The organism is Oceanicola granulosus HTCC2516, assembly GCF_000153305.1.
GTDB classification, from domain to species: Bacteria; Pseudomonadota; Alphaproteobacteria; order Rhodobacterales; family Rhodobacteraceae; genus Oceanicola; species Oceanicola granulosus.
The window spans coordinates 1898011-1924157 of the sequence record NZ_CH724107.1; the positions used below are offsets into that span (position 1 = coordinate 1898011).

General features: G+C 71.3%; 30 protein-coding genes. 7 read left to right on the plus strand and 23 right to left on the minus strand.

Going from position 1 to position 26147, the window contains the following annotated elements; translation table 11 throughout:
- Positions 1–6 precede the first annotated feature (6 nt).
- From recR to pyk, 10 genes are all read right to left on the minus strand, one after another.
- Positions 7–600 carry a recombination mediator RecR gene (recR, locus tag OG2516_RS09095; protein ID WP_007255361.1) on the minus strand — a complete coding sequence of 198 codons (594 nt, stop codon included), beginning with the start codon at positions 598–600 and terminating at the stop codon, positions 7–9.
- A 13-nt stretch (positions 601–613) separates the two neighbouring features.
- Positions 614–958 (minus strand): YbaB/EbfC family nucleoid-associated protein, encoded by a 345-nt coding sequence (locus OG2516_RS09100; RefSeq protein WP_007255362.1) that lies wholly within the window; start codon positions 956–958, stop codon positions 614–616.
- Positions 959–1017: 59 nt separating this feature from the next.
- Entirely contained in the window at positions 1018–2769 is a 1752-nt protein-coding gene (locus tag OG2516_RS09105; protein ID WP_007255363.1) for a DNA polymerase III subunit gamma/tau, read from the minus strand.
- 125 nt (positions 2770–2894) lie between these two features.
- The gene (locus OG2516_RS09110; RefSeq protein ID WP_007255364.1) at positions 2895–3257 is read right to left on the minus strand and encodes a YidH family protein; all 363 of its coding nucleotides are present in this window, start codon (positions 3255–3257) and stop codon (positions 2895–2897) included.
- Positions 3258–3275: 18 nt separating this feature from the next.
- Complete coding sequence (locus OG2516_RS09115) at positions 3276–4646, minus strand: aminotransferase (protein ID WP_007255365.1); 1371 nt, start codon at positions 4644–4646, stop codon at positions 3276–3278.
- Between the two features lie 90 nt (positions 4647–4736).
- A complete protein-coding gene (locus OG2516_RS09120; protein ID WP_007255366.1) occupies positions 4737–5165 on the minus strand; it encodes an RbsD/FucU family protein in 429 nt (142 codons plus the stop codon).
- A gap of 95 nt (positions 5166–5260) precedes the next feature.
- Positions 5261–5620: a 50S ribosomal protein L20 gene (rplT, locus tag OG2516_RS09125; RefSeq protein ID WP_007255367.1), complete on the minus strand. Its 360-nt coding sequence runs from the start codon at positions 5618–5620 to the stop codon at positions 5261–5263.
- 12 nt (positions 5621–5632) lie between these two features.
- On the minus strand, positions 5633–5833 hold the full coding sequence (rpmI, locus tag OG2516_RS09130; protein ID WP_007255368.1) for a 50S ribosomal protein L35: 201 nt from the start codon (positions 5831–5833) through the stop codon (positions 5633–5635).
- A 132-nt stretch (positions 5834–5965) separates the two neighbouring features.
- Positions 5966–6190, minus strand: a complete 225-nt coding sequence (locus tag OG2516_RS09135; RefSeq protein WP_007255369.1) for a hypothetical protein — start codon at positions 6188–6190, stop codon at positions 5966–5968.
- A gap of 34 nt (positions 6191–6224) precedes the next feature.
- A complete protein-coding gene (gene pyk, locus OG2516_RS09140) occupies positions 6225–7670 on the minus strand; it encodes a pyruvate kinase (protein ID WP_040615044.1) in 1446 nt (481 codons plus the stop codon).
- Positions 7671–7803: 133 nt separating this feature from the next.
- On the opposite strand from pyk, the gene OG2516_RS09145 reads away from it, so the two are divergent.
- Both OG2516_RS09145 and OG2516_RS09150 read left to right on the plus strand, forming a co-directional pair.
- Entirely contained in the window at positions 7804–8544 is a 741-nt protein-coding gene (locus OG2516_RS09145) for an N-formylglutamate amidohydrolase (RefSeq protein ID WP_007255371.1), read from the plus strand.
- A 100-nt stretch (positions 8545–8644) separates the two neighbouring features.
- Positions 8645–8956 carry a DUF1244 domain-containing protein gene (locus OG2516_RS09150; protein WP_007255372.1) on the plus strand — a complete coding sequence of 104 codons (312 nt, stop codon included), beginning with the start codon at positions 8645–8647 and terminating at the stop codon, positions 8954–8956.
- A 3-nt stretch (positions 8957–8959) separates the two neighbouring features.
- Here OG2516_RS09150 and OG2516_RS09155 read toward each other — a convergent pair whose 3' ends face one another.
- Positions 8960–9817 carry an SDR family oxidoreductase gene (locus tag OG2516_RS09155; RefSeq protein ID WP_007255373.1) on the minus strand — a complete coding sequence of 286 codons (858 nt, stop codon included), beginning with the start codon at positions 9815–9817 and terminating at the stop codon, positions 8960–8962.
- Positions 9818–10159: 342 nt separating this feature from the next.
- Between OG2516_RS09155 and OG2516_RS09160 the strand changes: the two genes are divergently transcribed.
- Positions 10160–10444: a hypothetical protein gene (locus OG2516_RS09160; RefSeq protein WP_007255374.1), complete on the plus strand. Its 285-nt coding sequence runs from the start codon at positions 10160–10162 to the stop codon at positions 10442–10444.
- A 202-nt stretch (positions 10445–10646) separates the two neighbouring features.
- Here the strand turns inward: OG2516_RS09160 and OG2516_RS09165 are convergent, their stop codons facing one another.
- The 4 genes from OG2516_RS09165 to dgcN form a co-directional block, all read right to left on the minus strand.
- Positions 10647–11504 carry a D-amino-acid transaminase gene (locus tag OG2516_RS09165; RefSeq protein ID WP_007255375.1) on the minus strand — a complete coding sequence of 286 codons (858 nt, stop codon included), beginning with the start codon at positions 11502–11504 and terminating at the stop codon, positions 10647–10649.
- A gap of 69 nt (positions 11505–11573) precedes the next feature.
- The gene (locus tag OG2516_RS09170) at positions 11574–11972 is read right to left on the minus strand and encodes a rhodanese-like domain-containing protein (RefSeq protein ID WP_007255376.1); all 399 of its coding nucleotides are present in this window, start codon (positions 11970–11972) and stop codon (positions 11574–11576) included.
- The gene (gene dgcA / locus OG2516_RS09175; protein ID WP_007255377.1) at positions 11969–12919 is read right to left on the minus strand and encodes an N-acetyl-D-Glu racemase DgcA; all 951 of its coding nucleotides are present in this window, start codon (positions 12917–12919) and stop codon (positions 11969–11971) included. Before dgcA ends, OG2516_RS09170 begins: the two co-directional genes overlap by 4 nt.
- The gene (gene dgcN, locus OG2516_RS09180; protein WP_007255378.1) at positions 12919–13920 is read right to left on the minus strand and encodes an N-acetyltransferase DgcN; all 1002 of its coding nucleotides are present in this window, start codon (positions 13918–13920) and stop codon (positions 12919–12921) included. Before dgcN ends, dgcA begins: the two co-directional genes overlap by 1 nt.
- A 240-nt stretch (positions 13921–14160) precedes the next feature.
- Between dgcN and OG2516_RS09185 the strand changes: the two genes are divergently transcribed.
- The 3 genes from OG2516_RS09185 to OG2516_RS09195 all read left to right on the plus strand — a co-directional run bounded on the left by OG2516_RS09185 (position 14161) and on the right by OG2516_RS09195 (position 16380).
- Positions 14161–14820: a hypothetical protein gene (locus OG2516_RS09185; RefSeq protein WP_007255379.1), complete on the plus strand. Its 660-nt coding sequence runs from the start codon at positions 14161–14163 to the stop codon at positions 14818–14820.
- Positions 14821–14905: 85 nt separating this feature from the next.
- The gene (locus OG2516_RS09190) at positions 14906–15865 is read left to right on the plus strand and encodes an acetyl-CoA carboxylase carboxyltransferase subunit alpha (protein ID WP_007255380.1); all 960 of its coding nucleotides are present in this window, start codon (positions 14906–14908) and stop codon (positions 15863–15865) included.
- On the plus strand, positions 15862–16380 hold the full coding sequence (locus OG2516_RS09195) for a hypothetical protein (protein ID WP_007255381.1): 519 nt from the start codon (positions 15862–15864) through the stop codon (positions 16378–16380). Before OG2516_RS09190 ends, OG2516_RS09195 begins: the two co-directional genes overlap by 4 nt.
- A 7-nt stretch (positions 16381–16387) precedes the next feature.
- Here the strand turns inward: OG2516_RS09195 and OG2516_RS09200 are convergent, their stop codons facing one another.
- Genes OG2516_RS09200 through OG2516_RS09215 form a run of 4 tightly spaced genes read right to left on the minus strand, consistent with a single transcriptional unit; the run spans position 16388 to position 19303 of the window.
- Positions 16388–16993, minus strand: coding sequence for an MSMEG_1061 family FMN-dependent PPOX-type flavoprotein (locus OG2516_RS09200; protein WP_007255382.1), 606 nt, complete (start codon positions 16991–16993; stop codon positions 16388–16390).
- A complete protein-coding gene (locus OG2516_RS09205) occupies positions 16990–17691 on the minus strand; it encodes a lysophospholipid acyltransferase family protein (protein ID WP_050769161.1) in 702 nt (233 codons plus the stop codon). The genes OG2516_RS09200 and OG2516_RS09205 overlap by 4 nt, the downstream gene beginning before the upstream one ends.
- Positions 17692–17732: 41 nt before the next feature.
- Positions 17733–18617, minus strand: a complete 885-nt coding sequence (locus OG2516_RS09210) for a cell division protein FtsX (RefSeq protein WP_040615048.1) — start codon at positions 18615–18617, stop codon at positions 17733–17735.
- A gap of 14 nt (positions 18618–18631) precedes the next feature.
- Positions 18632–19303 carry a cell division ATP-binding protein FtsE gene (locus OG2516_RS09215; RefSeq protein WP_007255385.1) on the minus strand — a complete coding sequence of 224 codons (672 nt, stop codon included), beginning with the start codon at positions 19301–19303 and terminating at the stop codon, positions 18632–18634.
- Positions 19304–19474: 171 nt separating this feature from the next.
- Between OG2516_RS09215 and OG2516_RS09220 the strand changes: the two genes are divergently transcribed.
- Complete coding sequence (locus tag OG2516_RS09220; RefSeq protein WP_007255386.1) at positions 19475–20347, plus strand: zinc-ribbon domain-containing protein; 873 nt, start codon at positions 19475–19477, stop codon at positions 20345–20347.
- 10 nt (positions 20348–20357) lie between these two features.
- Here OG2516_RS09220 and OG2516_RS09225 read toward each other — a convergent pair whose 3' ends face one another.
- The 4 genes from OG2516_RS09225 to argH form a co-directional block, all read right to left on the minus strand.
- Positions 20358–22958: a TIGR02302 family protein gene (locus OG2516_RS09225; RefSeq protein ID WP_007255387.1), complete on the minus strand. Its 2601-nt coding sequence runs from the start codon at positions 22956–22958 to the stop codon at positions 20358–20360.
- A 61-nt stretch (positions 22959–23019) separates the two neighbouring features.
- The gene (gene lysA / locus OG2516_RS09230) at positions 23020–24285 is read right to left on the minus strand and encodes a diaminopimelate decarboxylase (RefSeq protein WP_007255388.1); all 1266 of its coding nucleotides are present in this window, start codon (positions 24283–24285) and stop codon (positions 23020–23022) included.
- Between the two features lie 52 nt (positions 24286–24337).
- A complete protein-coding gene (locus OG2516_RS09235) occupies positions 24338–24652 on the minus strand; it encodes a DUF2834 domain-containing protein (protein WP_040615050.1) in 315 nt (104 codons plus the stop codon).
- A 106-nt stretch (positions 24653–24758) separates the two neighbouring features.
- The gene (gene argH / locus OG2516_RS09240) at positions 24759–26147 is read right to left on the minus strand and encodes an argininosuccinate lyase (protein WP_040615052.1); all 1389 of its coding nucleotides are present in this window, start codon (positions 26145–26147) and stop codon (positions 24759–24761) included.

The window sequence follows — 26147 nt, forward strand, 5'->3', positions numbered from 1 at the left end:
CGCCTCCTACAGGCTCTTGCGGGCGTTCAGCGCCGCGGTGATCGTGCCGTCGTCGAGATAGTCCAGCTCGCCGCCCACGGGCACGCCCTGCGCGAGCGATGTCACCGTCACCCCGTCGAGCGCGTCGGCGATGTAGTGCGCCGTCGTCTGCCCGTCGATGGTCGCGCCGAGGGCGAGGATCACCTCGGTCACGTGCTCGCTCGCGATCCGGTCCTTCAGCTTGGGCAGCCGCAGGTCGTCGGGCCCGACGCCGTCGAGCGCCGACAGCGTGCCGCCGAGCACGTGGTAGCGGCCGCCGAACACCGCCGCCCGCTCCATCGCCCAGAGATCTGCCACGTCCTCGACGACGCAGACCTGCCCCGTCGCGCGCTTGTTGCTGGTGCAGATGTCGCAGACGTCGCCGGTGCCGATGTTGCCGCAATTGAGGCACTCGCGCGCGTTGGCGCCGACGCGCGCCATCGCCTCGGCGAGCGGGGTCAGCAGCACGCCGCGCTTCTTGATCAGGTGCAGCACGGCCCGGCGCGCCGAGCGGGGCCCGAGCCCCGGCAGCTTCGCCATCAGGTCGATCAGCGCCTCGATGTCCTTCGCGCCCTCGGCCATGCCGCCGGACGTCCTAGAACGGCAGCTTCATGCCGGGCGGCAGACCCATGCCCTCGGCCATGCGCTCCATCTCCTTCTGCATCCGCTCCTGCGCGCGCGATTGCGCGTCCTTGATCGCGGCGAGGATGAGATCCTCGACGACCTCCTTCTCGTTCGGGTCGAAGATCGACGGATCGATGTCGAGCGACTTCAGCTCGCCCTTCACCGAGGCCACCGCCTTGACGAGCCCGGCCCCGCTCTCGCCGGTGACCTCCATCTGGTCCATCTGCTCCTGCAGCTCGGCCATCTTCGCCTGCATTTCCTGCGCGGACTTCATCATCTTGGCCATGTCGCCAAGGCCGCCGAGGCCCTTCAGCATATCAGTCGTCCTTCCATAAGGTTGTCCGGAATCTAGGGCCGCACCGGCGGCCCCTCAAGTCAATCGTCCTCGAACGGGTCCCACTCCTCGGAGACCTCGGGCAGCGCGTCGGCCCCCGCCTCCTCGGCCAGCGCCTCGGGGGTGCGCACCTCGGTGATGCGTGCCTTGGGAAACGCCTGCAGCACCGCCTGCACAAGCGGGTGCGCCGCGGCCTCGGCCTTGAGCGCGAGCTCGGCCGCGTCGCGCTCCTCGGCGATGGTCGGGCCGCCGCCGCCGCTGCTGACGCTCACCGCCCAACGCACCCCGGTCCAGGCCTGCAGACGGCTGCCGAGCTTGGCGGCGAGGTCGGGCGGCGCGGTTTCCGTCGGCTCCATCTCGATGCGGCCGGGGCTGTAGGAGACGAGCCGCAGGTTGGTCTCCACCTCCACCAGGAGCTTCACGTCGCGGTGGTGGCGGATCAGCTCGACCACGTGGGCGAAGCTCGGGTAATGCGCGAGCGCCGTCTCCGACTTCACCGCCAGCGCGCCGTGCGCGGTCGGCCCGGCGGGGGCGCTGTGAGTGGGCGCTGGGACACCGGCGGCGGGTGCATGGCTCGCCGCGGCCCCGGGCCGCGCCCCGCCGCCACCGCCGGGGCCCGGTGCGGGCGGCGGCGGCTGGTCGCCGAGGCGGCGGACCAGCTCCTCGGGGGTCGGCAGGTCGGCGACGTGGGTGAGGCGGATCACCGCCATCTCGGCGGCCATCATCGCGTTGGGCGCGCTCGCCACCTCCTCGAGCGTCTTGAGCAGCATCTGCCACATCCGCGACAGCACCCGCATCGGCAGCGCCTCGGCCATCTGCCGGCCCCGGTCGCGCTCCTCGGGGCTGACGGTCGGATCCTCGGCGGCCTCGGGGGTAATCTTGATGACGCTGACCCAGTGGCAGATCTCGGCGAGGTCGCGCAGCACCGCCATCGGGTCGGCGCCGTCGGCATATTGTCCGGCGAGCTCGGTGAGCGCGCCGGCGGCGTCGCCCTTCAGGATCAGGTCGAACAGGTCGAGCACGCGGCTGCGGTCGGCGAGGCCGAGCATCGCCCGCACCTGCTCGGCGGTGGTCTCGCCGGCGCCGTGGCTGATCGCCTGGTCGAGCAGCGAGGTGGCGTCGCGGGCCGAGCCCTCGGCGGCGCGGGTGATCAGCGCCAGCGCGTCGTCGGCGATCGCCGCGCCCTCGGCGTCGGCGATCCGGCGCAGCAGGGCGATCATCACCTCGGGCTCGATCCGGCGCAGGTCGAAGCGCTGGCAACGGCTCAGCACCGTCACCGGAACCTTGCGAATCTCGGTGGTGGCGAAGATGAACTTCACGTGCTCGGGCGGCTCCTCCAGCGTCTTGAGCAGCGCGTTGAACGCGCTGGTCGAGAGCATGTGGACCTCGTCGATGATGTAGATCTTGTAGCGCGCGCTGGCGGCCCGGTAGTGGACGCTGTCGATGATCTCGCGGATGTCGCCGACGCCGGTGCGGCTGGCGGCGTCCATCTCCATCACGTCGACATGCCGGCCTTCCATGATCGCGGTGCAGTGCTCGCAGCGCCCGCAGGGCTCCGTCGTCGGGCCACCCTGCCCGTCGGCGCCGACGCAGTTCATCCCCTTGGCGATGATGCGCGCGGTGGTGGTCTTCCCGGTGCCCCGGATACCGGTCATGATGAACGCCTGCGCGATGCGGTCGGCGGCGAAGGCGTTCTTCAGGGTGCGCACCATCGCGTCCTGTCCGACGAGGTCGGCGAAGGTCTCGGGGCGGTACTTGCGGGCGAGCACCTGGTAGGCGGGGGCGTCGGACATGCCACTCTCCGTTGGACCCGCCCAACCTATGTGGTGCGCCCCCCGACGTCCACCGCGCCCCCTGCCTCTGTCCTGCAAATATCCCGGGGGGAGCGCGAGGGGGCGGCGCCCCCTCGCTGGCGCCGTCAGAGGAGCCAGAGCACCGCGGCGACGCCGACCGAACCGATGGTCAGGACGGCGGCGACGAGGGTCATGCGGTTGCTCGACTGGGTCTTGACGATGTGGCTGTCGATGCGCTGCTGCGCGCGGCGCGATTGCTGGGCGGCGGAGACGAAGATGATGATGGCGACGACGACGAACACCGTCGCCACCGCCTTCGCCACCCAGGTCGGCTCGAACGCCCCGAACACCGCCTTGAGGCCGATGGCGACGGCGAGCCCCGCCATGCCGGTGCGCATCCAGCCGGCGAAGGTGCGCTCGTTGGCGAGGATGGTGCGATCCTCGGCCCAGTCGGTGCGCTCCTGCGCCATCTCCTGCTTGGGGTTCATCGCGAGGCCCCCGCAGCGTCAGCCGAGCACGGCCTTCACCGCCGCGGCGGTCTTGGCGACGATCTCGTCGGCCTCGTCGCGGGTGAGGCAGAAGGGCGGGGCGAAGCCGATGGTCTCGCTGTGCGGCATGGCGCGGCCGATGACGCCGTTCTCCATCAGGTGCGCGACGGCGTTGACCGTGACCTTGCGGGACGGGTCGAACCCTTCCTTGCTCTCCCGGTCCGACACCAGCTCCACCGCGCAGAGCATGCCCTCGCCGCGGATGTCGCCGACGTTGGGGTGCTCGCCCAGCGCGTCGCGCATGCCGGCGCGCAGGTGGGCGCCCACCTCGGCGGCGTTGTCGATCAGGCCGAGCTCGTCGATCAGCTTGAGGTTGGCCACGCCCGCCGCCGCGCCGATCGGGTGGGCGGAATAGGTCCAGCCGTGGCCGATCGCGCCCATCTCGTCGGTGCCCTGCTCGAGCACCTTCCAGACCTTCTCCGACAGCACCGAGCCCGAGAGCGGCGCGTAGGCGGAGGTCAGGCCCTTGGCGATGGTGATGACGTCGGGCTTCATGCCGTAGTGATCGGAGCCGAACATGGTGCCGAGGCGCCCGAAGCCGGTGATCACCTCGTCGGCGACGAGCAGGATGTCGTGGCGGTCGAGCACCTCCTGGATCGCGGCCCAGTAGCCCTCGGGCGGCGGCACGATGCCCCCGGTGCCGAGCACCGGCTCCGCCCAGAAGGCTGCGATGGTGTCGGGGCCCTCGCGCTGGATCATCGCCTCGAGTTCGCTCGCGCACCAGGCGGAGAACGCCTCTTCGCTCATGTCGGCGTTGGGGCGGCGGTAGTAGTAGGGTGCCTCGGTGTGCAGGATCGGCGCCAGCGGCAGGTCGAAGGCCTTGTGGAACAGCGGCAGCCCGGTCAGCGAGCCCGACATCAGCCCCGAGCCGTGGTAGCCGCGCCAGCGCGAGATGATCTTCTTCTTCCCGGGCCGGCCCAGGATGTTGTTCATGTACCAGATCAGCTTGATGTTGGTCTCGTTGGCGTCCGAGCCGCCGAGGCCGAAGAACACCTTCGACATGTTGGCGGGGGCGCGCTCGAGGATCATGTGCGCGAGCGTCACCGAGGCCTCGGTGCCGTGGCCGACGTAGGAGTGGTAGTAGGACAGCTCGCGCGCCTGCTTGGCGATGGCGTCGGCAATCTCGCGGCGGCCGTAGCCGACATTGACGCAGTAGAGCCCGGCGAAGCCGTCGAGCAGGCGGGTGCCGTTGCGATCGACGATGTGGCTGCCCTCGCCGCCGGAGACGATCCGGTGGGCCACGTTGCCCCGCGCGAACTCGGCGAGGTGGGTCGAGGGATGCAGGAAGTGGTCGCGGTCCCACTGCTCGAGGGGGTCGTTCTTCAGCATGGCGCTCTCCTCCGGGTCATGGGCACTCTGAAGGCCACCCCTACCCGATCGCGCCCGCCAGTGACAGGCCGTGCGGCGCCCGCGAGGGCGTCAGCCGATGACGCCCTTCTTGAGGATGATGTTGCCGTAGAGCCGGGTCTCGCCGGTCTGGATCACGGCGAACGCCTCCTTGGCGCGCTCGTAGAAGGCGAACCGCTCGAGCCGGGCGACCTTGGCCGGGTGGTCGGCCGTCGCGTCGATGATGGTCTGGAAGTCGGCGACGATCTCGGGGACGGCGTCGGGGTCGTCAACGACCTCCATCACCAGCGCCGGATCGGGGACGAAGCTGTCGAGCGGCAGCAGGCCGAGCACCGCCTCGAGCGTGTCGGTGGCGGAGATGCCGTCGAGGCGCAGCAGCCGCCGGCCCATGGAGGTGCCGGGGAAGTTGGCGTCGGCAATGACGATGTCGTCGCCGTGGCCCATGGCGGCCAGGGCGTGGAGGAGGTCGGGCGACAGGATCGGGGGAATGTTGCGCAGCATGGCGGCGACCCTATCGCCGCGCTGCCGGGGCGCAAGGGCAGAAACGACGAAGGCCGCCCCGGTGGAGCGGCCTTGCGATCTGGTCTCGGGTCGGCTCAGGCCAGCGCGGCGCGGGCCTTGTCGACGATGCCGTTGAACGCCTCGGGCTCGTTCACGGCGAGGTCGGCCAGCACCTTGCGGTCCACCTCGATGCCGGCGAGGCCGAGACCGTTGATGAACTTGGAGTAGGTGAGCGACTCGTCGTGGGCGCGGACGGCGGCGTTGATCCGCTGGATCCAGAGCGACCGGAAGTTGCGCTTCTTGTTGTGACGGTCACGAGTCGCGTACTGGTTGGCCTTGTCGACGGCCTGGCGCGCGACCTTGAAGGTGTTCTTGCGGCGGCCGTAGTAGCCTTTGGCCTGCTCGAGAACCTTCTTGTGACGACGATGGGTGACGGTTCCGCCTTTGACTCGCATATCTCGGTCTCCTTAGCGCGCGTAGGGCATCATCGGCTTGATGATCTGCTCATCAGCCTTCGACAGCACGGTGGTTCCGCGCGCATCGCGGATGAACTTGTTGGAGCGCTTGATCATGCCGTGGCGCTTGCCCGCCTGGCCGGCCTTGATCCGGCCATTGGCCGTCACCTTGAACCGCTTCTTGCAGCTCGACTTGGTCTTCATCTTGGGCATTTGGGTCTCCCTTGTTTGAGACGTGATCGCGCGACTCGGCATGCCACACCGGCCGGACGCGCGGGATTGGAGCGCGCCGTATAAGGCCGCGCGGGGGCGGTGGCAAGCCCCGAGGTTCGGTGCGGCGCGGCGCTAGTTGATCAGGCGGCCGACGACGCGGAGGAAGGCCTCGGGGATCTCGTCGATCGGGTAGCCGCCGGGGCGCTGGGTGACGGCGTAGGCGATCATGCCGCCGCCGATCATCACCATCAGCGCGGCCCCGCGGGGCGGGCGGCTTTCGGAGAAGGCGCTGAGGATCGCCGGGAGCGAGAAGGCCGCGATCAGCAGCCCGACCACCAAGATCAGATCGAAATCCAAGCGGCTGCCCGCACCTTTCTTCCCTCGCGGAAGGTTAGCCCGGCTCGGCCCGGAAGATCAACCGCTCCTCGCAGGGCGCGACCCGCAGGATGTTGGTCGAGCCGGGCGTGTTGAACGGCACGCCGGCGATGACGATGATGTTGTCGTCCTCCGTCGCGTTGAGCTCGGAGCGGGCGGCGCGGACGGCGTAGACGACGGCCGTCTTGAAGCGGTCGACGTCGCCCGTCATCACCGTCTGCACGCCCCAGCTGAGGCAGAGCGAGCGGGCGGTGGAGGTTTCGGTCGTCATCGTCAGGATCGGCGTCTCGGGCCGTTCACGCGCGGCGAGGAGCGCCGTGGTGCCGCTTTCGGAGAAGCAGCAGATGGCGAGGATGTCGGTCGATTCGGCGATCTCGCGGGCGGCGGCGACGATGCCGTCGGCGACGGTGGTGCGGCTGATCGAGCGCGACGCGATCATGATGTCGCGGTAGTTCGGGTCGGCCTCGACCTCGCGCGCGACGTTGTCCATCGTCGACACCGCCTCGACCGGGTAACTGCCGGCGGCGCTCTCGGCCGACAGCATGATCGCGTCGGAGCCCTCGTAGATCGCCGTCGCCACGTCCGACACCTCGGCGCGGGTGGGCATCGGGCTCTCGATCATGCTCTCGAGCATCTGCGTCGCCACGATGACGGGCTTGGCGGCGGCGCGCGACTTGCGCACCAGCTGCTTCTGGATCGGCGGCACGTTCTGCACCGGCAGCTCCACCCCGAGATCGCCGCGGGCCACCATGATGCCGTCGGAGGCGGCGAGGATCTCGTCGAACGCCTTGACCGCGGCGGGCTTCTCGATCTTCGACAGGATGCGGGCGCGATCCCTGGCGAGGGCGCGGGCCTCCTCCACGTCGGCGCGGCGCTGCACGAAGGACAGGGCCAGCCAGTCGACCCCGAGATCGCAGACGAACTCGAGATCCTTGCGGTCCTTCTCGGACAGGGCGGCGAGCGGGAGCACCACGTCGGGGACGTTGACGCCCTTGCGATTGGAGATGGTGCCGCCGACGATCACCTCGCAATCGGCGAAGTCTCCGCCGCAATCCTTGACCTTGAGGCGGATCTTGCCGTCGTTCACCAGCAGCGTGGCGCCGGGCTCGAGCGCGTCGAAGATCTCCTTGTGCGGCAGGCGCACGCGGGCGGAATCGCCCTCGGCCTCGTCGAGGTCGAGGCGGAACGACTGGCCGGGCTCGAGCTCTTCCTCGCCGTTGGCGAAGGTGCCGACGCGCAGCTTGGGGCCCTGCAGGTCGGCGAGGATGCCGATCGGGCTGTCGAGGTCCTTCTCGACCTGGCGGATGATCTCGTGGCGCGCCCGGATCTCGGCGTGATCGCCGTGGCTCATGTTGAGGCGGAACACGTCGGCCCCGGCCTCGTGCAGCTTGCGGATCATCTCGTAGCTGCTCGACGAGGGCCCGAGAGTGGCGACAATCTTCACATTGCGTTGGCGTTTCAAGGCCGGCCTCCTGTTCACAAGCGCCATCACCGCATCGGTCGATAACGCTAACGCAAAATTCGCCGCCTTATTGCGCAATTCACATCCGCCGACAACTGGCCTAGATCCCCGCCAACTTCGGATGACCCACACCATGACCGACACCGCTTACGAAATCGTCAACGGCGCGGCGGACAGCCCGTGGCTGCTCACCTGCGACCATGCCAGCAACCGCGTGCCCGAGGATGTCGCCGGCGGCGACCTCGGCCTGCCCGCCTCCGAAATGGAGCGCCACATCGCCTACGACGTCGGCGCGGCCGGCGTGACGCGTCACCTCGCCGAGCTGCTCGGCGCGCCCGCGGTGCTCGGCCGCTTCTCGCGGCTGGTGATCGACCCCAACCGCGGCGCGGACGACCCGACGCTGGTGATGAAGCTCTACGACGGCACGATCATCCCGGCCAACCGCCACGCCGACGCCGCCGAGGTCGCCCGCCGCAAGGCGACGCTCTACGATCCCTACCACGCCGCCGTCGCCGACCTCGCCGCGCGGCGCTCCGACACGCTCTACGTCGCCATCCACTCCTTCACCCCCCGCCTCGTCGGCCGCCGCCCGCGGCCATGGCACATCGGCATACTGCATGCCTGGGACAAGCGGCTCTCGGTGCCGGTGCTCGAGCGGCTGGCCGAGGAGCCGGACCTGATCGTCGGCGACAACGAGCCTTACGGCGGCCACCTGCCCGGCGACGCGGTCGACCGGCATGCGCTCCAGCACGGGCGGCCGAACGCGCTGATCGAGGTGCGCCACGACCTGATCGCCGACGCGGCCGGGCAGCGGGCCTGGGCCGAGCGGCTCGCGCCGGTGCTGGAGGACGCCCGCGCGCGCATGGGCGACTGACGGACCGGGGGCCAGCCCCCGGACCCCCGGGATACTTGAAGAACAGAGGGAGGGGGCTGCGCGCTTCCCTCCCGAGGGGGCGCGCGCTAGATTGCGGGGCATGGATGACCAGACCCGCACCGAGATCGAAGCCGCCGCCTTCCGCCGCCTCCGCCAGCACCTGATGGAGGACCGGCCGGACGTGCAGAACATCGACCTGATGAACCTCGCCGGCTTCTGCCGCAACTGCCTGTCGCGCTGGTACCAGGAGGCCGCGACCGCGCGCGGCATCGAGATGGACAAGGCGCAGGGCCGCGAGGCCTTCTACGGGATGCCCTACGAGGACTGGCGCGCCGCCCAGCCGGAGGCGGACGACGCGAAGAAGGCCGCGTTCGACAAGAGCTTCGCCGAGAACATAAGGCCGAAGGAGTAGGCGCTACATCATCGGTATGCCGCCGGTGACGGCGATGGTGGCGGCCGAGATGTAGCTGGCATTGGGCTCGGCGAGCATCACGTAGGCCGGCGCCAGCTCGACCGGCTGCGCCGGACGACCCATCGGGCTCTGCTCGCCGAAGTGCGAAACGGAGTCCTCGGGCAGGGTCGCCGGGATCAGCGGGGTCCAGACCGGGCCGGGGGCGACGCAGTTCACGCGGATGCCCTTGCCGGCCACCATCTGCGCGAGGCCGTTGGTGAAGTTCTGGATCGCCCCCTTCGTCGTGGCGTAGGCGAGCAGGCCCGGGTTGGGCTTGTCGGAATTGATCGAGGCGCTGTTGATGATGGCGCCGCCGTTCTTCATCTCGCCGATGGCGGCCTTCGACAGGTAGAACATCGAGTGGATGTTGGCGCGGAAGGTCTTGTCCCACTCCTCGTCCGGGATCTCCTCGACCGAATCGAAGTGCGCCTGGTGGGCGGCGTTGTTGACGAGGATGTCGAGCCGGCCGAACGCGCCGACGGCCTTCTTCACCACGTCGCGGCAGTGCGCGGCCTCGCCGAGATCGCCGGGCACCAGCACCGCCTTGCGGCCGGCCTCTTCCACGAGCCGCTTCGTCTCCTCGGCGTCGTCGTGCTCGTCGAGGTAGGAGATCAGCACATCGGCGCCCTCGCGGGCGTAGGCGAGCGCGACGGCGCGGCCGATGCCGCTGTCGCCGCCGGTGACGATCGCGGCGAGCCCCTCGAGCCGACCGGAGCCGCGGTAGCTGTCCTCGCCATGGTCGGGGCGGGGGTCCATCTTGTCGGTGCTGCCCGGCATGGGCTGCTTCTGCTTGGGAAACGGGGGGACGGGATAATCCTTCATGGCACGCACTCCTGGCTTGGCTGTCGGAGCCGAAACGCGCGGTGGCGGGATATGTTCAGCGCCCGCGCCGCCCGGCGCGGCCCGTCGCCACATTCTGCCGGAAGCCGGCTTCGATTCGGCGGCAAGATCGGGGCAGGGCGCCAGATTCTGCCGCGAAACCCGGCCGATTGCGGGGGTGCGGGGCGGCAATGGTGCGCGACGGCGGCGCCTGTCGCCGGGCCGGAAACGGGCGCCGCCGCAAGTTTGACAGGTTCCGCCACATTTCCGTACCACATTGCTCGTGGGGACGACGCTGGCGGCGATAAACGCAACACCGGCACCGGATGACAAAGGGACCTGACCATGATGAACATCGCGCTCCGCCCCAACTTCCTCGGGACCCTCGCCGCGCTGGCCGCCCGCGCCACCAGCCGCTCCGACGACGCGCCGACCCTCGTACGCAACTTCGACCCGGCCCGCGAGACGCTGACCCTCACCATCGCCGACGCCAGGGGCGGCGAGGAGATCCTGTTCCACGACGATGCCCGTGGCTGCCGGATCGAGATGCAGGGCCGCACCGTGGCGATCCTCGTCGACGTGCGCGCCGGCGACCTCGACGGCAACTCCATCCGCTTCCTCGCGGCCTGAGCGTCGCGTGACACTTCTTCCCGTCTTCGTGATGGCGAGCCTGTTGATCCTGGCCGCCGCAACGACCATCTCGGCCGCATCGGAGCGAGGCGCCGCCCTTCGGGCGGTACCGGTTCCGGCAAGCCCAAGCACCGGCCGGTGACGCGCATTTCCGGCTCCAGCGGGTGAGGGGCCGCGGCGATCGCGCCGTGGCCCCGTCGCGTCAGATGCCGGCCTTGCGGCTCTCTTCCAGGTAGATCTCGCGCAGACGCTTCGCCACGGGGCCGGGCGCGCCCGCGCCGATGGCGGTGCCGTCGATCTCGACGACCGGGAGCACGAAGGTGGAGGCGGAGGTGATGAACGCCTCGTCGGCCGCCTGCGCCTCCTCGATGGTGAAGGCGCGCTCCTCGACCTTCATCTGCGCCTCGCGGGCGAAGCGCAGCACGGCGGCGCGGGTGATGCCGTGCAGGATCTCGGTGCCGAGCTGGCGGGTGACGATGGTGCCGTCCTTGACGATGTAGGCGTTGTTGGAGGTGCCCTCGGTGACGGCACCGTCCTCGACCATCCAGGCGTCGTCGGCGCCGGCGGCCTTGGCCATCATCTTGCCCATCGAGGGGTAGAGCAGCTGCACCGTCTTGATGTCGCGCCGGCCCCAGCGGGCGTCGGGGATCGAGATCACCTTGATCCCGGCGCGGGCGGCGGGGCTGTCGGCGAGGCCGGGCTTGGACTGGGTGAACAGCACCAGCGTCGGCTCGACCTCCTCGCCGGGGTAGGCGAAATCGCGGTCGGCGGCGGCGCCGCGGGTGACCTGCAGGTAGACCATCCCCTCGTCGATCTCGTTGATCCGCACCAGCTCGCGGTGGATATCGAGCAGCTCGTCCTCCTCGACCGGCATCCGCATCTCCAGCTCGCCGAGCGAGCGGCGCAGCCGGGCGGCGTGGCCGGCGAAGTCGATCAGCTTGCCGCCGAGCACGCTGGTGACCTCGTAGACGCCGTCGGCGAACAGGAAGCCGCGGTCGAAGACCGACACCTTCGCCTCGCCCTCGGGGACGAACTGGCCGTTGACATAGACGGTGCGCATGGGCGGTCTCCTCGCATGTTCCGCCCTGTCCCTTGCCACAGTGCGACCCGGGGTCAAGGGGCGACGGGCTCAGCGGGGGGCGACGGGCTCGGTCGGGCCGCCGGCCTCGCGCCAGGCGGTGAAGCCGCCGCCGACATGGGCGACGCCGGGCAGGCCCATCTGCTGCGCGGTCTGCGCCGCGAGGGCGGAGCGCCAGCCGCTGGCGCAGTAGAACAGGAAGCGGCGCGGCTCGGCGAAGACGGGCTTGTGGTAGGGGCTGTCGGGGTCGATCCAGAATTCGAGCATTCCGCGCGGGCAGTGGAACGCGCCGGGGATGCGCCCCTCGCGCTCGAGCTCGCGGCGGTCGCGCAGGTCGACGAACAGCACCTCGGCATCGCCGTGCAGCGCCGCCGCCTCGGGGGCGGGAACGGTGACGATCTCGCGCTCGGCGGCCTCCAGCAGGGCCTTGTAGCCGCGCGCGAGGGTCATCCCCAGAGCTCCGCCCTGGGTGGCGAGACGACGCAGTCGGCGTAGTCCAGCGGCACCGCGCGATCCTCGGCGAGCAGCAGCGGCGCGTCGAGGTCGACGATCTCGGCCCCCTGCGCCACCAGCACGGCCGGCGCCATCGCGAGCGACGAGCCGACCATGCAGCCGACCATCACCTTGTAGCCCTCGGCCCGCGCCGCGTCGCGCAGGGCAAGCGCCTCGGTGAGGCCGCCGGTCTTGTCGAGCTTGATGTTGACCACGTCGTACTTGCCCTTGAGCCCCGCCAGCGAGGCAACGTCGTGGCAGCTCTCGTCGGCACAGACGGGCAGCGGGCGGGCGATCTCGCCGAGCATGTCGTCGTCGCCGGCGGGCAGCGGCTGCTCGACCAGCTCGACGCCGAGGCGGACGAGGTGGGGGGCGAGTTCGGAATAGACCTCGGCGCTCCAGCCCTCGTTGGCGTCGACGATGATGCGGCTGGCGGGAGCGCCGCGCCGCACCGCCTCGAGGCGGGCCATGTCATCCTCGGTACCGAGCTTGATCTTGAGGAGCGGCTTGGCGGCGTGGCGGCGGGCGCTCTCCTCCATCCGCTCGGGGGTATCGAGCGAGAGGGTGTAGGCCGTCGTCACCGGCCCCGGCGCCGGCAGGCCGCAGAGCTCCCAGACGCGGCGGCCGGCGGCCTTGGCCTCGGCGTCCCAGAGCGCGCAGTCGACGGCGTTGCGCGCCGCGCCCGGGTGCAACGCCTCGGCGAGGCGGGCGCGGTCGATGTCGGCGGGGAGCGCCTCGATCTCGGCGCGCACGCTGTCCAGCGTCTCATCGTAGCGGGCGTAGGGCACGCACTCGCCGCGCCCCTCGCCCGCGTACACGGTAATCACCTTCGCCTCGGTGCGCGAGCCGCGCGAGATGGTGAACGCTTCGGCGAGACGGAAGCTTTCGCTCTCGACGCGCAGCATCAGAGCCGGTCCAGCGCGTCCACGAGCCGCCCGGCGCCCTGCCGGAACGGATCGACGGCGGGCAGGCCCATCCGCTCCTCGATCTCACGCAGGCAGGTGACGGCGGCGTCCTCGTCGAGCCCGGCGGTGTTGACGGAGATGCCGACGACCTCGCAGGCCGGGTTGGCGATGCGCGCCAGCGGCAGGGCGGTGTCGCGCAGGGTCTCGAGGCTCGGCAGGTCGTAGTCGGGCAGGCCGCGCATGTGGGTCCGCGTCGGCTCGTGGCTCAGGATCAGCGCGTCGGGCTGGCCGCCGTGGATCAGCGCCATGGTGACGCCGGAATAGGAGACGTGGAACAGGCTGCCCTGCCCCTCGATGTGGTCCCAGTGCTCGGCCTCGTTGTCGGGCGTCAGCCACTCGACGGCGCCGGCCATGAAGTCGGCCACCACCGCGTCGAGCGGCACGCCCTCGCCGGTGACGAGGATGCCGGTCTGGCCGGTGGCGCGGAACGTGCTCTTCATGCCGCGCTTACGCATCTCGGCGTCCATCGCGAGCGCGGTGTACATCTTGCCGACCGAGCAGTCGGTGCCGACGGCGAGGCAGCGCTTGCCCGAGCGCTTGCGGCCGTCGGCGATCGGGTAGCGCACGGCCGGCAGGCGCACGTCGTGCAGCTCGCGCCCGTGCTCCCGGGCTGCCTCGACGAGCCGGGGCTGGTCGCGCAGCAGCGTGTGCAGGCCCGAGGCGATGTCGTAGCCCTCGGCGAGCGCCTCGACGAGCACGTCGAGCCAAGCGTCGGAGATCACCCCGCCCCGGTTGGCGACTCCGATCACGAGGGTCTGCGCCCCGGCCTGGCGGGCGTCGGCGAGGGTCATGTCGGGGATGCGCAGGTCGGCCTTGCAGCCCGGCAGGCGCAGCTGGCCGACCGCGTTCTCGGGGCGCCAGTCGCGGATGCCCTGCGCGACCTTCGCGGCGAGGGGGTCGGGGGCGTCGCCGAGGAACAGCAGGTAGGGCGTCTTGATCATGGGCGCAGGTCTCTCCGGTGTCAGCGCGGCCGTGCGGCCGCCGGGCGCATCCTTCGCGAACGTCGGCAGACGGTCAAGGAAGCTCCGCGCCATTCGTATGTTCATGCCCATCATGTCAACGGCTCCCGCACCTACGCCTGCAGGAGACCGACGCGCCGCCCTCCGCATCGGTTCCATGCGGCGGCGGCGCGGCGGCGGAATCGTGGTAGCATCGCGCGGGCAAACAGAAGGAGCCTCGTCATGACCCGCCGCCCGATCGCCCTGCTCGCCGCCCTGATCGCCCTGCCCCACGCTGCCCCCGCGCAGGTGGCCTGCACCGACAGGCCGGAGCCGGTACGCGTCGATCCCTGCATCGTGGGCAACTGGATCGGCACCAGCACCGCCGCCGAGGTCTTCTCCGACTTCATCCGCTCGATGGAGACGGCGGGCGTCACGATGTCGCCGTTGCCGGACTTCCCCGAGGTCTACGGCATGAAGATCTACGACGACGGCTTCTACACCACCCTGCCCTTCCACGCGAACGCGGCCGTCATCATCGAGGACCGGCACGGCAGCGCGACGCAGATCATGGACATGAGCGTGCCCACCCAGGCCGGCTACGTCGACGCCGCCGAGGGCATGCTCGAGATGTGCCAGATCCCCGGCGGCGCCCCGATGCTGCGGGTCGAGGTCCAGAGCGACGGCCGCTCGGCGAGCTCGATGATCCCGGTCGACGGCGGCGGCGGCGGCGGCTTCGTGCCGGAGATCAGCTACAGGTGCGGCCCCGACGGGTTCAGCTTCAGCGTCTTCCTGTCCGACCCGATCGGCGCGGTGGACTACTACCTGACGCGCTTCCCCGACGACGCCTTCGACGAGACCTTCGGCGCGATGGCCGACGAGCGCTTCGGCATCGACGAGTAGCCCCGCCCGGCCTCCGGGGTTTGTTGCAAGTGACGCCGGAGGCCGCCATATAGCGGCAGATGCCGAAGCCGTCACCGGAGCCCGCATGACTGTATATCTCGACTTCGAAAAGCCCCTCGCCGAGATCGAGGGCAAGGCGGCCGAACTGCGGGCGATGGCGCGCAACGGCGAGATGGACGTGGAAGACGAGGCCAAGGGCCTCGACAAGAAGGCCGAGGACCTGCTGCGCAGCCTCTACGCCGACCTCACGCCCTGGCGGAAGTGCCAGGTCGCCCGGCACCCGGAGCGGCCGCACTGCAAGGACTACATCGACGCGCTGTTCACCGAGTTCACCCCGCTCGCGGGCGACCGCAACTTCGCCGACGACCACGCGGTGATGGGCGGGCTGGCGCGTTTCGAGGGGCGGCCGGTGATGGTGATCGGGCACGAGAAGGGCCACGACACCAAGAGCCGGATCGAGCGCAACTTCGGCATGGCCCGCCCCGAGGGCTACCGCAAGGCGATCCGCCTGCTCGACCTCGCCGACCGCTTCGACCTGCCCGTCGTGACGCTGGTGGACACGACCGGCGCCTATCCCGGCAAGGGCGCCGAGGAGCGCGGCCAGTCGGAGGCCATCGCGCGCTCGACCCAGAAGTGCCTCGCGATCGGCGTGCCGCTGGTGTCGGTGATCATCGGCGAGGGCGGCTCGGGCGGCGCGGTGGCGTTCGCCGCCGCCGACCGGGTGGCGATGCTGGAGCACTCGATCTACTCGGTGATCTCGCCCGAGGGCTGCGCGTCGATCCTCTGGAAGGACGCCAACAAGATGCGCGAGGCCGCCGAGGCGCTGCGGCTGACGGCGCAGAACCTGCGCGAGCTCGGCGTCTGCGACCGGATCATCCCCGAGCCCGTCGGCGGCGCCCACCGCCACAAGCGGGAGACGCTCGACGCCGTGGCCAAGGCAATCGGCGCCATGCTCGGCGAATTGTCGGGCCAGTCGCCCGAGGCGCTGCGCGAGGCGCGGCGGCGCAAGTACCTCGACATCGGCACCAAGGGCCTCGCCGCGTGAGGCTGCGGGCGGCGCTTCTCGGCCTCCTGGCCGGGCTGCCCGCCCTCGCCGAGCCCGCCGCCGGCGGCCTGCTGGGCCGCAGCGTGACGTTCGGCGCGATGACCTGGAAGGACGGCCAGCGCGACCGGCCGCTGTTCGTCGGCGAGCGCCACGTCGCGGTGGTCGGCCCGGGCGCCGAGTACGGGCTGCGGCCCGAGGGCGGACAGAACGGTTGGGACATCATCCCCGCCATCATCGACATCACCGACGACGGCGTCACCGTCACCTATCCCGCCGACCTCCTGCCCGGCAGGTTCCCTGAGATGGGGTTCAACGGCTACGTGCTCGACTTCCTCGTCGACTGCGTCCTGTTCGCCGACGTGCGGGTCGACGAGGGTTCCACGACGGGCAGCCTGCGGGACGTGGACGCCTTCGTGGAGGAGGCGCGGCTCTACATCGACGTCGGCGGCCAGAAATACGGCCCGGCCACGCGCTTCGAGGTGGAGCTCGAGGTAATGGACTGCCCGCTGGGCTAGCGGCGGCTCACCACATGCGCTCGCGGGCGTCGGCCGGATAGGCCGCGTCGTAGGCCTCGGCGTCGAACGCGGCATCGCGCGCGCGGATCAGCTCGCCCGCCGTGGGCAGCCCGGCGCTTTCGTCGTCTCCCGACCACAGGCGCGAGCGCATCAGCGCCTTGGCGCACTGGAAGTAGACCTCCGCCACCGCGAGCACGATCACGCTGCGCGGGTGCTGGCCGGCCTGCTCGAAGCGGCCCGTCACCGCGATGTCGGCCGTCAGCCTGCCGGTGCCGTTGACGCGGACAACGTTGTCGCTGCCGGGCACCATGAACAGCAGGCTCGCGCGCCCGTCGCGGACGATGTTGCGCAGCGAATCGGCGCGGTTGTTGCCGCGCCAGTCGGGGAGCAGCAGCGTGTGCGGGTCGGCGAGCTGCACCACCGGGCCGTCGTCGCCGCGCGGGCTGGCGTCGGTGCCCTCGGGGCCGACGGTGGACAGGATGCAGAAGCGCGCCGCCTCGATCCAGCGGCGGTACTCGGGGGTGACGCGGTCGACGACCTTGTCGAGCGCCGCCTGCTTGGGCGGCCCGTAGAGCGCGTCGATCTCGGCGGTGTCGGTGATCCAGCCGGTCATTCCTCCGCCTCCCCGCGAATCGGCGCGAAGCCCGCCTCGGCCATCAGCATGTTGGAGCGCTGCTCCACCTCGACGCCGAGCCGCGCCATGAAGTCCTTCGCCGGCAGCCCCGGCGGGATCGGGTCGAGAAACTCGACGACCGCGAGGCCGGGCTTGCGGTAGATGCCCTTGCGTGGCCAGAACACCCCCACGTTGGTCGCCGCCGGGACGCAGGGCTGGCCGGACTGCTCGTAGAGCACGGCGGTCCCTATCTTGTAGGGCGCGTCGACGCCGGGCGCGATGCGGGTGCCCTGCGGGTAGATGATGAGCTGCCCCGGCGCGCGGTTGCCCGCGGCGACGTCGGCGCTCATCTTCCGGATCGCCTCGCCGCGCCGGCCCCGGTCGACGGGGATGCAGCCGATCCGCAGCGCGTAGAGGCCGAGCACCGGCGCGCGCACCAGCTCGCGCTTCATGATGAAGCGCGGGCGGCGCAGGGCGGCGTAGAGCAGGATGATGTCGAGGAAGCTCTGGTGCTTCGCGGCGACCAGCACCTCGCCCTCGGGCGGCGTGCCGCGCACCTCGGTGCGCAGCCCGACCATCCAGCGCGCGGTGAAGCGCACCCAGCGGCAGAAGGTCTTGCAGGCGAGCCGCGCGCCCCGGCGCGAGAGCATCGCCCAGGGCAGGAACAGGATCCCGATCACCGCCATCGCGAGGTACATCTGCCCCACGAACAGCAGCGAGCGGACCCACTGCACCGCGCTCACGACGCCGCCCTCAGCACCCGCAGCGCCGCCGAGCGCGTCGCCGCGAAGGCCACCAGCGCGGCGAGCGGCGGGATCAGCAGCGGCAACAGCCAGCCGGCGCCGCGAAAGCCCAGCCCGGTCAGGAAGCCGCCGGCCGCGTCGGCCTCGGGGAGCAGGAAGATGCCCAGCATCCCCGCCGCCGTCCCGGCCAGCGCGCCGGTCAGCGCGCGCAGGGTGAAGCGGCGCACGAAGGCGCGGGCGATGTAGCTGTCCTGCGCGCCCACGAGGCGCAGCACCCGGATCACCTGCTCGTTGGCGGCCAGCGCGGCCTGCGCGGCGAGGGTGATCATCGCGCCCGTCGAGCCGGCGATCAGCAACAGCGCGAACACCCCCAGCGCACGCAGCCGCCCGGCGGCGTCGACCAGCGGCTCGCGCCAGCGGGTGTGGTCGTCGAGCACCGCGCCGGGCACCTCCGCCTGCAGCCGCGCGCGCAGGCCGGTGGCGTCGTAGCCCTCGCCGGCCTCGACGATCTCGATGAGCTGCGGGATCGGCAGGGTCTCGACCGGCAGGTCGGGCCCGAACCACGGCTCGAGCAGCGCCCGCGTCTCCTCCTCGCTCAGCGCCCGCGCGGCGCTGATCCCGGGGGTCGTCTCGAGCACGCTCAGCGCGGCGCGGGTCTGCGCCTCCTGCTGGCCCTCGGGCGCGGAGATGCGCAGCGTCGAGGTCCGCGCAAGCTCCTCGGCCCAGCGGTCGGCCAGTCGGCCGGTGGCCAGCGACAGCGCCAGCGCGAAAACCGCGAGGAACGCCATCGCGGCGGCGGTGAAGACGGTGAGGCGCGCGGTGAAGCCGGTGGGCGGGACGGCGCGGTCGGCCATCTTGTCGCCCGCGAGCAGGGCCGCCATCCGGGTCAACGCGCTCACAGGTCCGCCCCCGCCGCGACGAGCCGGCGGTCCTTGAGCCGCAGCACCCGTGCCTGGACCTGCGCCTTGGCGGCGCGGATCAGGGTGAGGTCGTGGGTCGCGATCAGCACCGCCTTGCCCATCCGGTTGAGCTCCACCAGCAGCGCCAGCAGCCGCTGCGACATCTCCCAGTCGATGTTGCCCGTGGGCTCGTCGGCGATGATCACCTCGGGCGACATGATGACCGCCCGGGCCAGCGCCGCGCGCTGTCGCTCGCCGCCCGACAGCTCCGGCGGCAGCTGGTCGGCCTGCCGGGTCAGCCCGACCCAGGCCATCAGGTCGTCGATGTCGCTGCCCTCGCTGCTTCGCCCCGACACGGTGAGCGGCAGCGCAATGTTCTCCGCCACCGGCAGGTGGTCGAGGAAGCGGCAATCCTGGTGCACCACCCCGATCCGCCGCCGCGCCAGCGCGACCTTGTCGCGGTCCATCCCCCGCACGTCGTCGCCGAACAGCCGCACGTCGCCGGCGGTGGCGACGAGCTCGCCGTAGCAGAGCTTGAGCAGCGTGGTCTTGCCGGCGCCCGAGGGGCCGGTGAGGAAATGGAACGATCCCGGCTGCAGCGACAGGTCGAGGTCGGAGAAGAGCTCCCCCCCGCCGTAGCTGTAAGCGACGTTCTCCAGCTCGATCACCCGGGGCACCTCATGTTCGGCAATGCGCCCCTTCTGCCCAAAAGGCACATTGGATTCAATGACACGCCGCGCGGCGATGATTCGTCATTGTCTTTGCGAACGCCACGTCGGTTGCTAGACAGGTGCGCAAGAGGCAGGCGACAGGACCTGTTTGGGCAGCGAGGATATCCGATGCGGCTGATCTGCCCCAATTGCGGGGCGCAGTATGAGGTTCCCGACGACGCGATCCCCGAGGCGGGCCGCGACGTCCAGTGTTCCAACTGCGGCCATACCTGGTTCGAGACGCCGGGCGGCTCGCTCGCCGCCGAGGCGGGCTTGGACGCGCCCGACGAGGAGATGGCGCCGGAGCACGAGCCGGAACCGGAGCACGAGCCCGAGCCCGAGCCCGAGCCGGAATACGATCCAGAGCCGGAGTACGAGCGCGAGTTCGAGCCTGAGCCGGAGCCGGACCACGAGCCGGAGCCCGAACCGGAGTTGCAGGACGAGCCCGAGCCTGCCCCGCGCGAGGCGGACGGCGCACGGCGGCGGCGAATCGATCCGGAGGTGGCGTCGGTGCTGCGCGAGGAGCGCGAGCGTAGCGAACAGCTGCGCCGCAAGGGCCCTGAGCCGCTCGAGAGCCAGCCCGACCTCGCCCTCGACGACAGCCCCGACACCGCGCGCCAGACCCGCGTCGACCGCCTGCGGGGCCGCGACGATGCGCCGGCGGGCAGCGAGGGCTCGCGGCGCGAGATGCTGCCCGACGTCGAGGAGATCAACTCGAGCCTGCGCTCCACCGACGAGCGCGACGATCACACGCCGCCGCCGAAGACGCCCCAGCAACAGGAGACGCGCAAGAAGCGGCGCGGCTTCCGCACGGGCTTCCTGCTGGTGGTGACGCTCGCGGTGATCGGCGCGGCGCTCTACATCGCCGCCCCGCGCATCGCCGAGGAGCTGCCCGCCACGGCCGAGCCGCTCGCGGCCTACGTCGCGGCCGTCAACGACGCCCGCACCTGGCTCGATGCCGCGATGCAGGATCTGATAGCGCGGATGAACACCGAGGGCTGAGCCGCCGGGCTCAGAACCGGTCGAGCAGCCGCTTCAGGTAGTCGCGCTCTTCCTGCGGCCGCTGCTGGTCGGAGGAGCGGTCGCGCAGCTCCTGGAGCAGCTCCTCGGCGCGGCGGTAGACGTCCTCGCCCTGCAGCAGGTTCTCGTCGGTGCCGTAGCGACCGGTGTCGCCGAGCTGGCGGCCGAGCGGATCGCGGCGCGACGGCTCGACGCGGCCGGTGGCGTTCTCGCCGCTCTGCTGGCCCTGCCCCGGCTGGCTGTCCTGCTGGTTCTCCGCCAGCGCGTCGCCGAGATCGCGGATGCCCTCGCGCAGCGCGTCCATCGCCTCCGCCTGACGGTCGAGCGCGCCGGGCAGGTCGCCCTCGCGCAGCGCCTCCTCGGCGCCGTCCATCGCCTCGCCGGCCCGGTCGAGGTTGCGCCGTGCCTCCTCGGCGGCGCCGCCGCCGAGATTTGGCAGCTCCGACCGCTGGCGCTCGAGCTCGCGGCGCAGCGCCTGCTGGCGCTCGGCCAGCGACTCCTCGCTGCCCTGCCCGTCCTCGCCGGTCTGGCCCTCCTGCGCGTCGCCGCCCTGGCCCAGGCCCTCGCCCTGCTGCTGGCCCGGCTGCTGCTGCCCCGGCGCCTGCTGGCCGGGCTGGCCGCCCTGGTTCTGGCCCTGTTGCTGGTTGCGCCCGAACTGCTCCTGCAGGTCGCGGAACGCTTCGTCGGACAGGTCCTGCTGGTCGCGCAGCGTCTCCGACAGGTCCTCCATCGACTGCTGCCCCTGCCCCTGCTGGCCCGGCTCGCCCTGGGTGACCTGCATGTTCTCCATCAGCTGGTTGAGCTGCTCCATCAGCTCCGCCGCCTCGGCCATGCGACCCTCTTCCATCAGCTCCTGGATGCGGTCCATCAACGCCTGCAACTCGTCCTGGCTGAACTCGAAGCTGTCGCCGGCCTGCTGGTCAGGCTGATCGGTGCCGTCGCCCTGCTGCTGCTCCCGCGACTGCTCGGCGAGCATCCGGGTGTAGTCGTCCACCGCCTCGCGCAGCTCCTGCATCAGCTCGGCGATCTCCTCTTCCGAGGCCCCGTTGCGCATCGCCTCCTCGAGGCGGCGCTGCGCCCGCTCGAGCCGGGCGCGGGCGTCGGCGAGGGTGCCGTCCTCGAACTGCACCGCGAGATCGTAGAGCGCCTCGGCGATCTCCGCCTGCTCCGCGTCGTCGAGCCCGTAGGGCGCGAGCGCGTCGAGCCGGCGGATGATGTGGCGGAAGCGCAGGTAGGTGGTCTCCGAGCGGAACAGCCCGTCCTCGGGGCGGTGCGCGACCGCCTTCAGCAGGTCGGCCACCCGGCCCGCGTTGGCCTTCGACCAGAGCAGGTCGCGGCGCTGCTCGATCACCGCCTTCGCCACCGGCTCGAAGAAGCGCCGGCCGGGCAGGATCATCTCGACCGGCGCAGCGCTGCCGGTCTGCTCGCGCCCGTCGCTGACCTCGAGCGTCACCGTCACCGGCAGGTTGGCCCAGGGATGTTCGGAGAAGTCGTCGATCAGCGCCTCGTCGAAGGCGCTGCGGTCGCCGCTGAAGGGCATCGGCAGATCGAGCAGCAGCGGCTCGCGCGGGTCGGGCGCGCGGGCGAGGCCGTGGCGGCGGTCGATGGCGTCGAGGTCGAGCGCGACGCGGGCGTGACCGCCGACGACGGCGTAGTCGTCGCGCGCCGCGAACGGCAGCGCCATCTCGCCGAGCGCCTGCACCTCGACCTCGCCCGTGACCTCCACCTCGGGAGCGGCATCGGCGATGACCCGCACCTCCCAGGCCGCCGCGCCGTCGCCCTCGATGGCGATGCCGCCGTCCTGCAGCACGTCGAAGCCCTCGAGCACCGTGCCCGCCGCCGCCTCGGCGACGACCACGGCCTCGTCGTCGGGCGCGCGCCCCGACACGCTCTCCACCACCTCGAGCGCCCCCGGCTCGCCGTAGAGGCGCAGCGTCACGCGGGCGCCCTCGGGCACCGAGAGCGGGCCCGGAGGGATGTCGTTGAGGTAGAGCGCGGGCTTGCCGGTATAGGCGGGCGGCTCGATCCAGCCCTCCCAGACCGGCCCCGTCGCGAGCACCTGACCGCCCGCGCCCGGCGTCATGCCCGCGACCGAGCCGACGCGCAGCAGCGAGCCGAACAGCAGCGCCGCGACGAAGAGGATCAGCGCCATGTAGCGCAGCCCGTAGCGGTCACGCGAGGAAACCCGCAGGTCGGGCTCCACCGCGCGGGCCTGCCGCGAGCGAGCCGCCATCCGCGCCACGTGGGCGCGCCAGACCATCTGCGAGCCGACATCGCCCGCCCCGATCGCCTGGCTGTCGATCAGCGCCGAGATCGGCCGCCCCGGCATCGCCGCGTCGACCCGGGCCAGCGCCTCGGCCCGGCCCGGCCAGCGGAACCGCCGCGCGCCCTGCCACAGCGCCGCCGCCAGCGCCGCGACGGCGAGCAGCACCAGCGCCCAGAACAGCTCGAGCGGCAGCCGCTCGTGCCAGCCCATCATCAGCGGCGCGAGGGCGAGGAACAGGATCGTCCAGACCGGCCAGAAGGCGCGCGTCACCCGCTCCGTCACCATCCCCGCGCGGGTCAGGAACACCGGGCGGCGCAGGTGGCGCATTTGGCTGGTCGGATCGGTCAGAACGCTGCTCCCCGGGCTGCTCGCCCCGAAGATAGGGCGCTCAGAGCCACTCGGGAATGCTATCGCGCGCGATCAGCTCTTCATAGGTCGGCCGCTGGCGAATAACCGCGAAGTGATCGCCGCTGACCAGCACCTCGGGCACCAGCGGGCGCGAGTTGTACTCGCTCGCCATCACCGCCCCGTAGGCCCCCGCCGAGCGGAACGCGACGAGATCGCCCGCCGCCAGCTCGGGCAGCGGCCGGGCGCGCGCGAAGGTGTCGCCGCTCTCGCAGATCGGCCCGACCACGTCGAAGTCGCGCGTCGCCCCGCCCGCCGCGGGCTCGGCGACGGGCACGATGTCGTGCCAGGCGTCGTACATCGCCGGGCGCACGAGGTCGTTCATCGCGCCGTCGAGGATCAGGAAGTCGCGGCCCTCGCCCTCCTTGACGTAGATCACCCGGCTCAGCAGCACGCCCGAATTGCCCGCGATCAGCCGCCCCGGCTCGATCTGCACCTCGACGCCGAGATCGCCCACGGTGCGCTTGATGAGCGCGCCGTAATCGAGCGGCAGCGGCGGCACCTCGTTGGAGCGGGTGTAGGGGATGCCGAGCCCGCCGCCCAGGTCGAGGCGGCGGATGTCGTGGCCGTCGGCGCGCAGGGTGGCGGTGAGGTCGGCGACCTTGCGGTAGGCCTGCTCGAACGGGCCGAGCTCGATGAGCTGCGAGCCGATATGGACGTCGATCCCCACCACCTCGAGCCCGGGCAGCGCCGCCGCCTCCGCGTAGACCTCGCGGGCCTTGCGGATCGGGATGCCGAACTTGTTCTCGCTCTTGCCGGTGGAGATCTTGGCGTGGGTCCTGGCGTCGACGTCCGGGTTCACCCGCACCGTCACCGGCGCGACGACGCCCATGCCCGAGGCCACCTCGGAGAGCGCGCGCATCTCCGGCTCGCTCTCGAGGTTGAACTGCCGGATGCCGCCCTCGAGCGCCAGCCGCATCTCCTCGCGGGTCTTGCCGACGCCGGAGAAGACGATCCGCTCGCCCGGCACCCCGGCGGCACGCGCCCGCGCGTATTCGCCGCCCGATACCACGTCCATCCCCGCGCCCTCGCGGGCGAGCAGGGACAGGATCGCGAGGTTTGACAGCGACTTGACGGAGAAGCAGATCAGGTGGTCCAGCCCCTCGAGCGCCTGCGCGAACAGCCCGTAATGGCGCAGCAGGGTCTTGGCCGAGTAGACGTAGACCGGCGTGCCGACGGCGGCGGCGATGTCGTCGAGCGCGACGTCCTCGGCCATGAGCCGGCCGTCGCGGTAGAGAAAGTGATCCATGGCCCGCTCCTCAGGCGTTCTTCAGTTGGCCGAACCTACGCACACCCGCCGCTCAGACCGGGCGCGTGCGCAGGAACAGGTAGAGCGGCAGGGCGCAGCCCACGCCGACCGCCGCGGTCACCGGCAGCACGACAAGCGCCAGCCAGTTGCGCCGCACCGAGACCTCGGCCACCACCCAGACCGACAGCGCCAGCGCCGCGATCATCAGCTCCCAGCCCATCGCGTAGGCGAACGGATCGGCCCGCCACGCCGCGCCGAGCGCGTCGATCGACCAGCCCTCGGCGCGCAGCCACGGCAGCGAATGGTACAGGGGATGCACCGCGCCCCAGACGGCGAGCGCGAGGTAGACGAGCCGCAGCGGCGACATCACTCGGCCCCGATCCGCCCGACGACCGGGCCGGGCCCGCCCTCGGGCCGCTCGGGCGGGCCGTCTGCGCCGCAGGCGGCGAGCAGCAGGACGAGCAGCAGCGCCCTCACGCCAGCCGCTCCTGCCACGCCGCCACCTGCTCGCGCACGCGCGTGGGGGCGGTGCCGCCGTAGCTGGTGCGCGAGGCGACGGAATTGTCGACGCCGAGGACCGAGAAGACCTCGTCGGTGATCTCGCCGTGCTCGGCCTGCATCTCGGCGAGGCTCAGGTCGGGCAGGTCGCAGCCCTTGGCCTCGGCCTTGGCCACAAGCGCCCCGGTCACGTGGTGCGCCTCACGGAACGGCAGGCCGAGCGCGCGCACCAGCCAGTCGGCGAGGTCGGTCGCGGTGGAGAAGCCCGAGGCGGCGGCGGCGCGCAATGCGTCGCCGTTGGCTTCCATGTCGCCGACCATCCCGGCCATCGCGGCGAGCGACAGCATCCAGTTGTCGGCGGCGTCGAAGACCTGCTCCTTGTCCTCCTGCATGTCCTTGGAATAGGCCAGCGGCAGCCCCTTCATCACCGTCATCAGCGCCACCTGCGCCCCGAAGATGCGCCCGATCTTGGCGCGCAGCAGCTCGGCGGCGTCGGGGTTCTTCTTCTGCGGCATGATCGACGAGCCGGTGGTCCAGCGGTCCGACAGGCGCACGAAGCGGAACTGCGCCGACGACCAGATCACCAGCTCCTCGGCGAGCCGGCTCAGGTGCATCGCGCTGATCGAGGCGACGGACAGGAACTCGAGCGCGAAGTCGCGGTCGGAGACGGCGTCGAGCGAGTTGGCGCAGGGCCGCGCGAAGCCGAGCGCCTCGGCGGTCATCTCGCGGTCGATCCCGAAGGAGGTTCCGGCCAGCGCGGCGGCGCCGAGGGGGCATTCGTTCATCCGCGCCCGCGCGTCGCGCAGGCGGGAGAGGTCGCGCGAGAACATCTCGACGTAGGCGAGCATGTGGTGGCCCCAGGTCACCGGCTGCGCCGTCTGCAGGTGGGTGAAGCCCGGCATCACCCAGTCCGCCCCCGCCTCGGCCTGCGACAGCAGCGCCTTCATCAGCGCCTCGAGCGCGGCCCCGGCGGCGTCGTACTGGTCGCGCACCCAGAGGCGGAAGTCGGTCGCCACCTGGTCGTTGCGCGAGCGCGCGGTGTGCAGCCGCTTGGCCGGCTCGCCGACGAGCTCGGTCAGCCGCGCCTCCACGTTCATGTGGATGTCCTCGAGCGCGGTCGAGAACCGAAACGTCCCGTCCTCGATCTCTGACAAGACGGTGAGCAGCCCTTCCTTGATCGCCTCGGCATCTTTATCCGTCAGGATGCCCGTGGCGGCGAGCATCGCCGCGTGGGCTCTCGAGCCGGCGATATCCTGCGCCGCGAGCCGTTGGTCGAACCCGATCGAGGCGTTGATCGCCTCCATGATCGCGTCCGGGCCTTCGGCGAAGCGGCCGCCCCACATCCGGTTCGAGCTGTCAGACAT

Bases quoted from the DNA above. Each gene is read 5' to 3' on its own strand.
- recR (WP_007255361.1), bottom strand. From the start codon at position 600: ATGGCCGAGGGCGCGAAGGACATCGAGGCGCTGATCGACCTGATGGCG.
- OG2516_RS09100 (WP_007255362.1), bottom strand. From the start codon at position 958: ATGCTGAAGGGCCTCGGCGGCCTTGGCGACATGGCCAAGATGATGAAG.
- OG2516_RS09105 (WP_007255363.1), bottom strand. From the start codon at position 2,769: ATGTCCGACGCCCCCGCCTACCAGGTGCTCGCCCGCAAGTACCGCCCC.
- OG2516_RS09110 (WP_007255364.1), bottom strand. From the start codon at position 3,257: ATGAACCCCAAGCAGGAGATGGCGCAGGAGCGCACCGACTGGGCCGAG.
- OG2516_RS09115 (WP_007255365.1), bottom strand. From the start codon at position 4,646: ATGCTGAAGAACGACCCCCTCGAGCAGTGGGACCGCGACCACTTCCTG.
- OG2516_RS09120 (WP_007255366.1), bottom strand. From the start codon at position 5,165: ATGCTGCGCAACATTCCCCCGATCCTGTCGCCCGACCTCCTCCACGCC.
- rplT (WP_007255367.1), bottom strand. From the start codon at position 5,620: ATGCGAGTCAAAGGCGGAACCGTCACCCATCGTCGTCACAAGAAGGTT.
- rpmI (WP_007255368.1), bottom strand. From the start codon at position 5,833: ATGCCCAAGATGAAGACCAAGTCGAGCTGCAAGAAGCGGTTCAAGGTG.
- OG2516_RS09145 (WP_007255371.1), top strand. From the start codon at position 7,804: ATGACCGACACCGCTTACGAAATCGTCAACGGCGCGGCGGACAGCCCG.
- OG2516_RS09150 (WP_007255372.1), top strand. From the start codon at position 8,645: ATGGATGACCAGACCCGCACCGAGATCGAAGCCGCCGCCTTCCGCCGC.
- OG2516_RS09155 (WP_007255373.1), bottom strand. From the start codon at position 9,817: ATGAAGGATTATCCCGTCCCCCCGTTTCCCAAGCAGAAGCAGCCCATG.
- OG2516_RS09160 (WP_007255374.1), top strand. From the start codon at position 10,160: ATGATGAACATCGCGCTCCGCCCCAACTTCCTCGGGACCCTCGCCGCG.
- OG2516_RS09165 (WP_007255375.1), bottom strand. From the start codon at position 11,504: ATGCGCACCGTCTATGTCAACGGCCAGTTCGTCCCCGAGGGCGAGGCG.
- OG2516_RS09170 (WP_007255376.1), bottom strand. From the start codon at position 11,972: ATGACCCTCGCGCGCGGCTACAAGGCCCTGCTGGAGGCCGCCGAGCGC.
- dgcA (WP_007255377.1), bottom strand. From the start codon at position 12,919: ATGCTGCGCGTCGAGAGCGAAAGCTTCCGTCTCGCCGAAGCGTTCACC.
- dgcN (WP_007255378.1), bottom strand. From the start codon at position 13,920: ATGATCAAGACGCCCTACCTGCTGTTCCTCGGCGACGCCCCCGACCCC.
- OG2516_RS09185 (WP_007255379.1), top strand. From the start codon at position 14,161: ATGACCCGCCGCCCGATCGCCCTGCTCGCCGCCCTGATCGCCCTGCCC.
- OG2516_RS09190 (WP_007255380.1), top strand. From the start codon at position 14,906: ATGACTGTATATCTCGACTTCGAAAAGCCCCTCGCCGAGATCGAGGGC.
- OG2516_RS09200 (WP_007255382.1), bottom strand. From the start codon at position 16,993: ATGACCGGCTGGATCACCGACACCGCCGAGATCGACGCGCTCTACGGG.
- OG2516_RS09205 (WP_050769161.1), bottom strand. From the start codon at position 17,691: ATGTACCTCGCGATGGCGGTGATCGGGATCCTGTTCCTGCCCTGGGCG.
- OG2516_RS09210 (WP_040615048.1), bottom strand. From the start codon at position 18,617: ATGGCGGCCCTGCTCGCGGGCGACAAGATGGCCGACCGCGCCGTCCCG.
- OG2516_RS09220 (WP_007255386.1), top strand. From the start codon at position 19,475: ATGCGGCTGATCTGCCCCAATTGCGGGGCGCAGTATGAGGTTCCCGAC.
- OG2516_RS09225 (WP_007255387.1), bottom strand. From the start codon at position 22,958: ATGCGCCACCTGCGCCGCCCGGTGTTCCTGACCCGCGCGGGGATGGTG.
- lysA (WP_007255388.1), bottom strand. From the start codon at position 24,285: ATGGATCACTTTCTCTACCGCGACGGCCGGCTCATGGCCGAGGACGTC.
- OG2516_RS09235 (WP_040615050.1), bottom strand. From the start codon at position 24,652: ATGTCGCCGCTGCGGCTCGTCTACCTCGCGCTCGCCGTCTGGGGCGCG.
- argH (WP_040615052.1), bottom strand. From the start codon at position 26,147: ATGTCTGACAGCTCGAACCGGATGTGGGGCGGCCGCTTCGCCGAAGGC.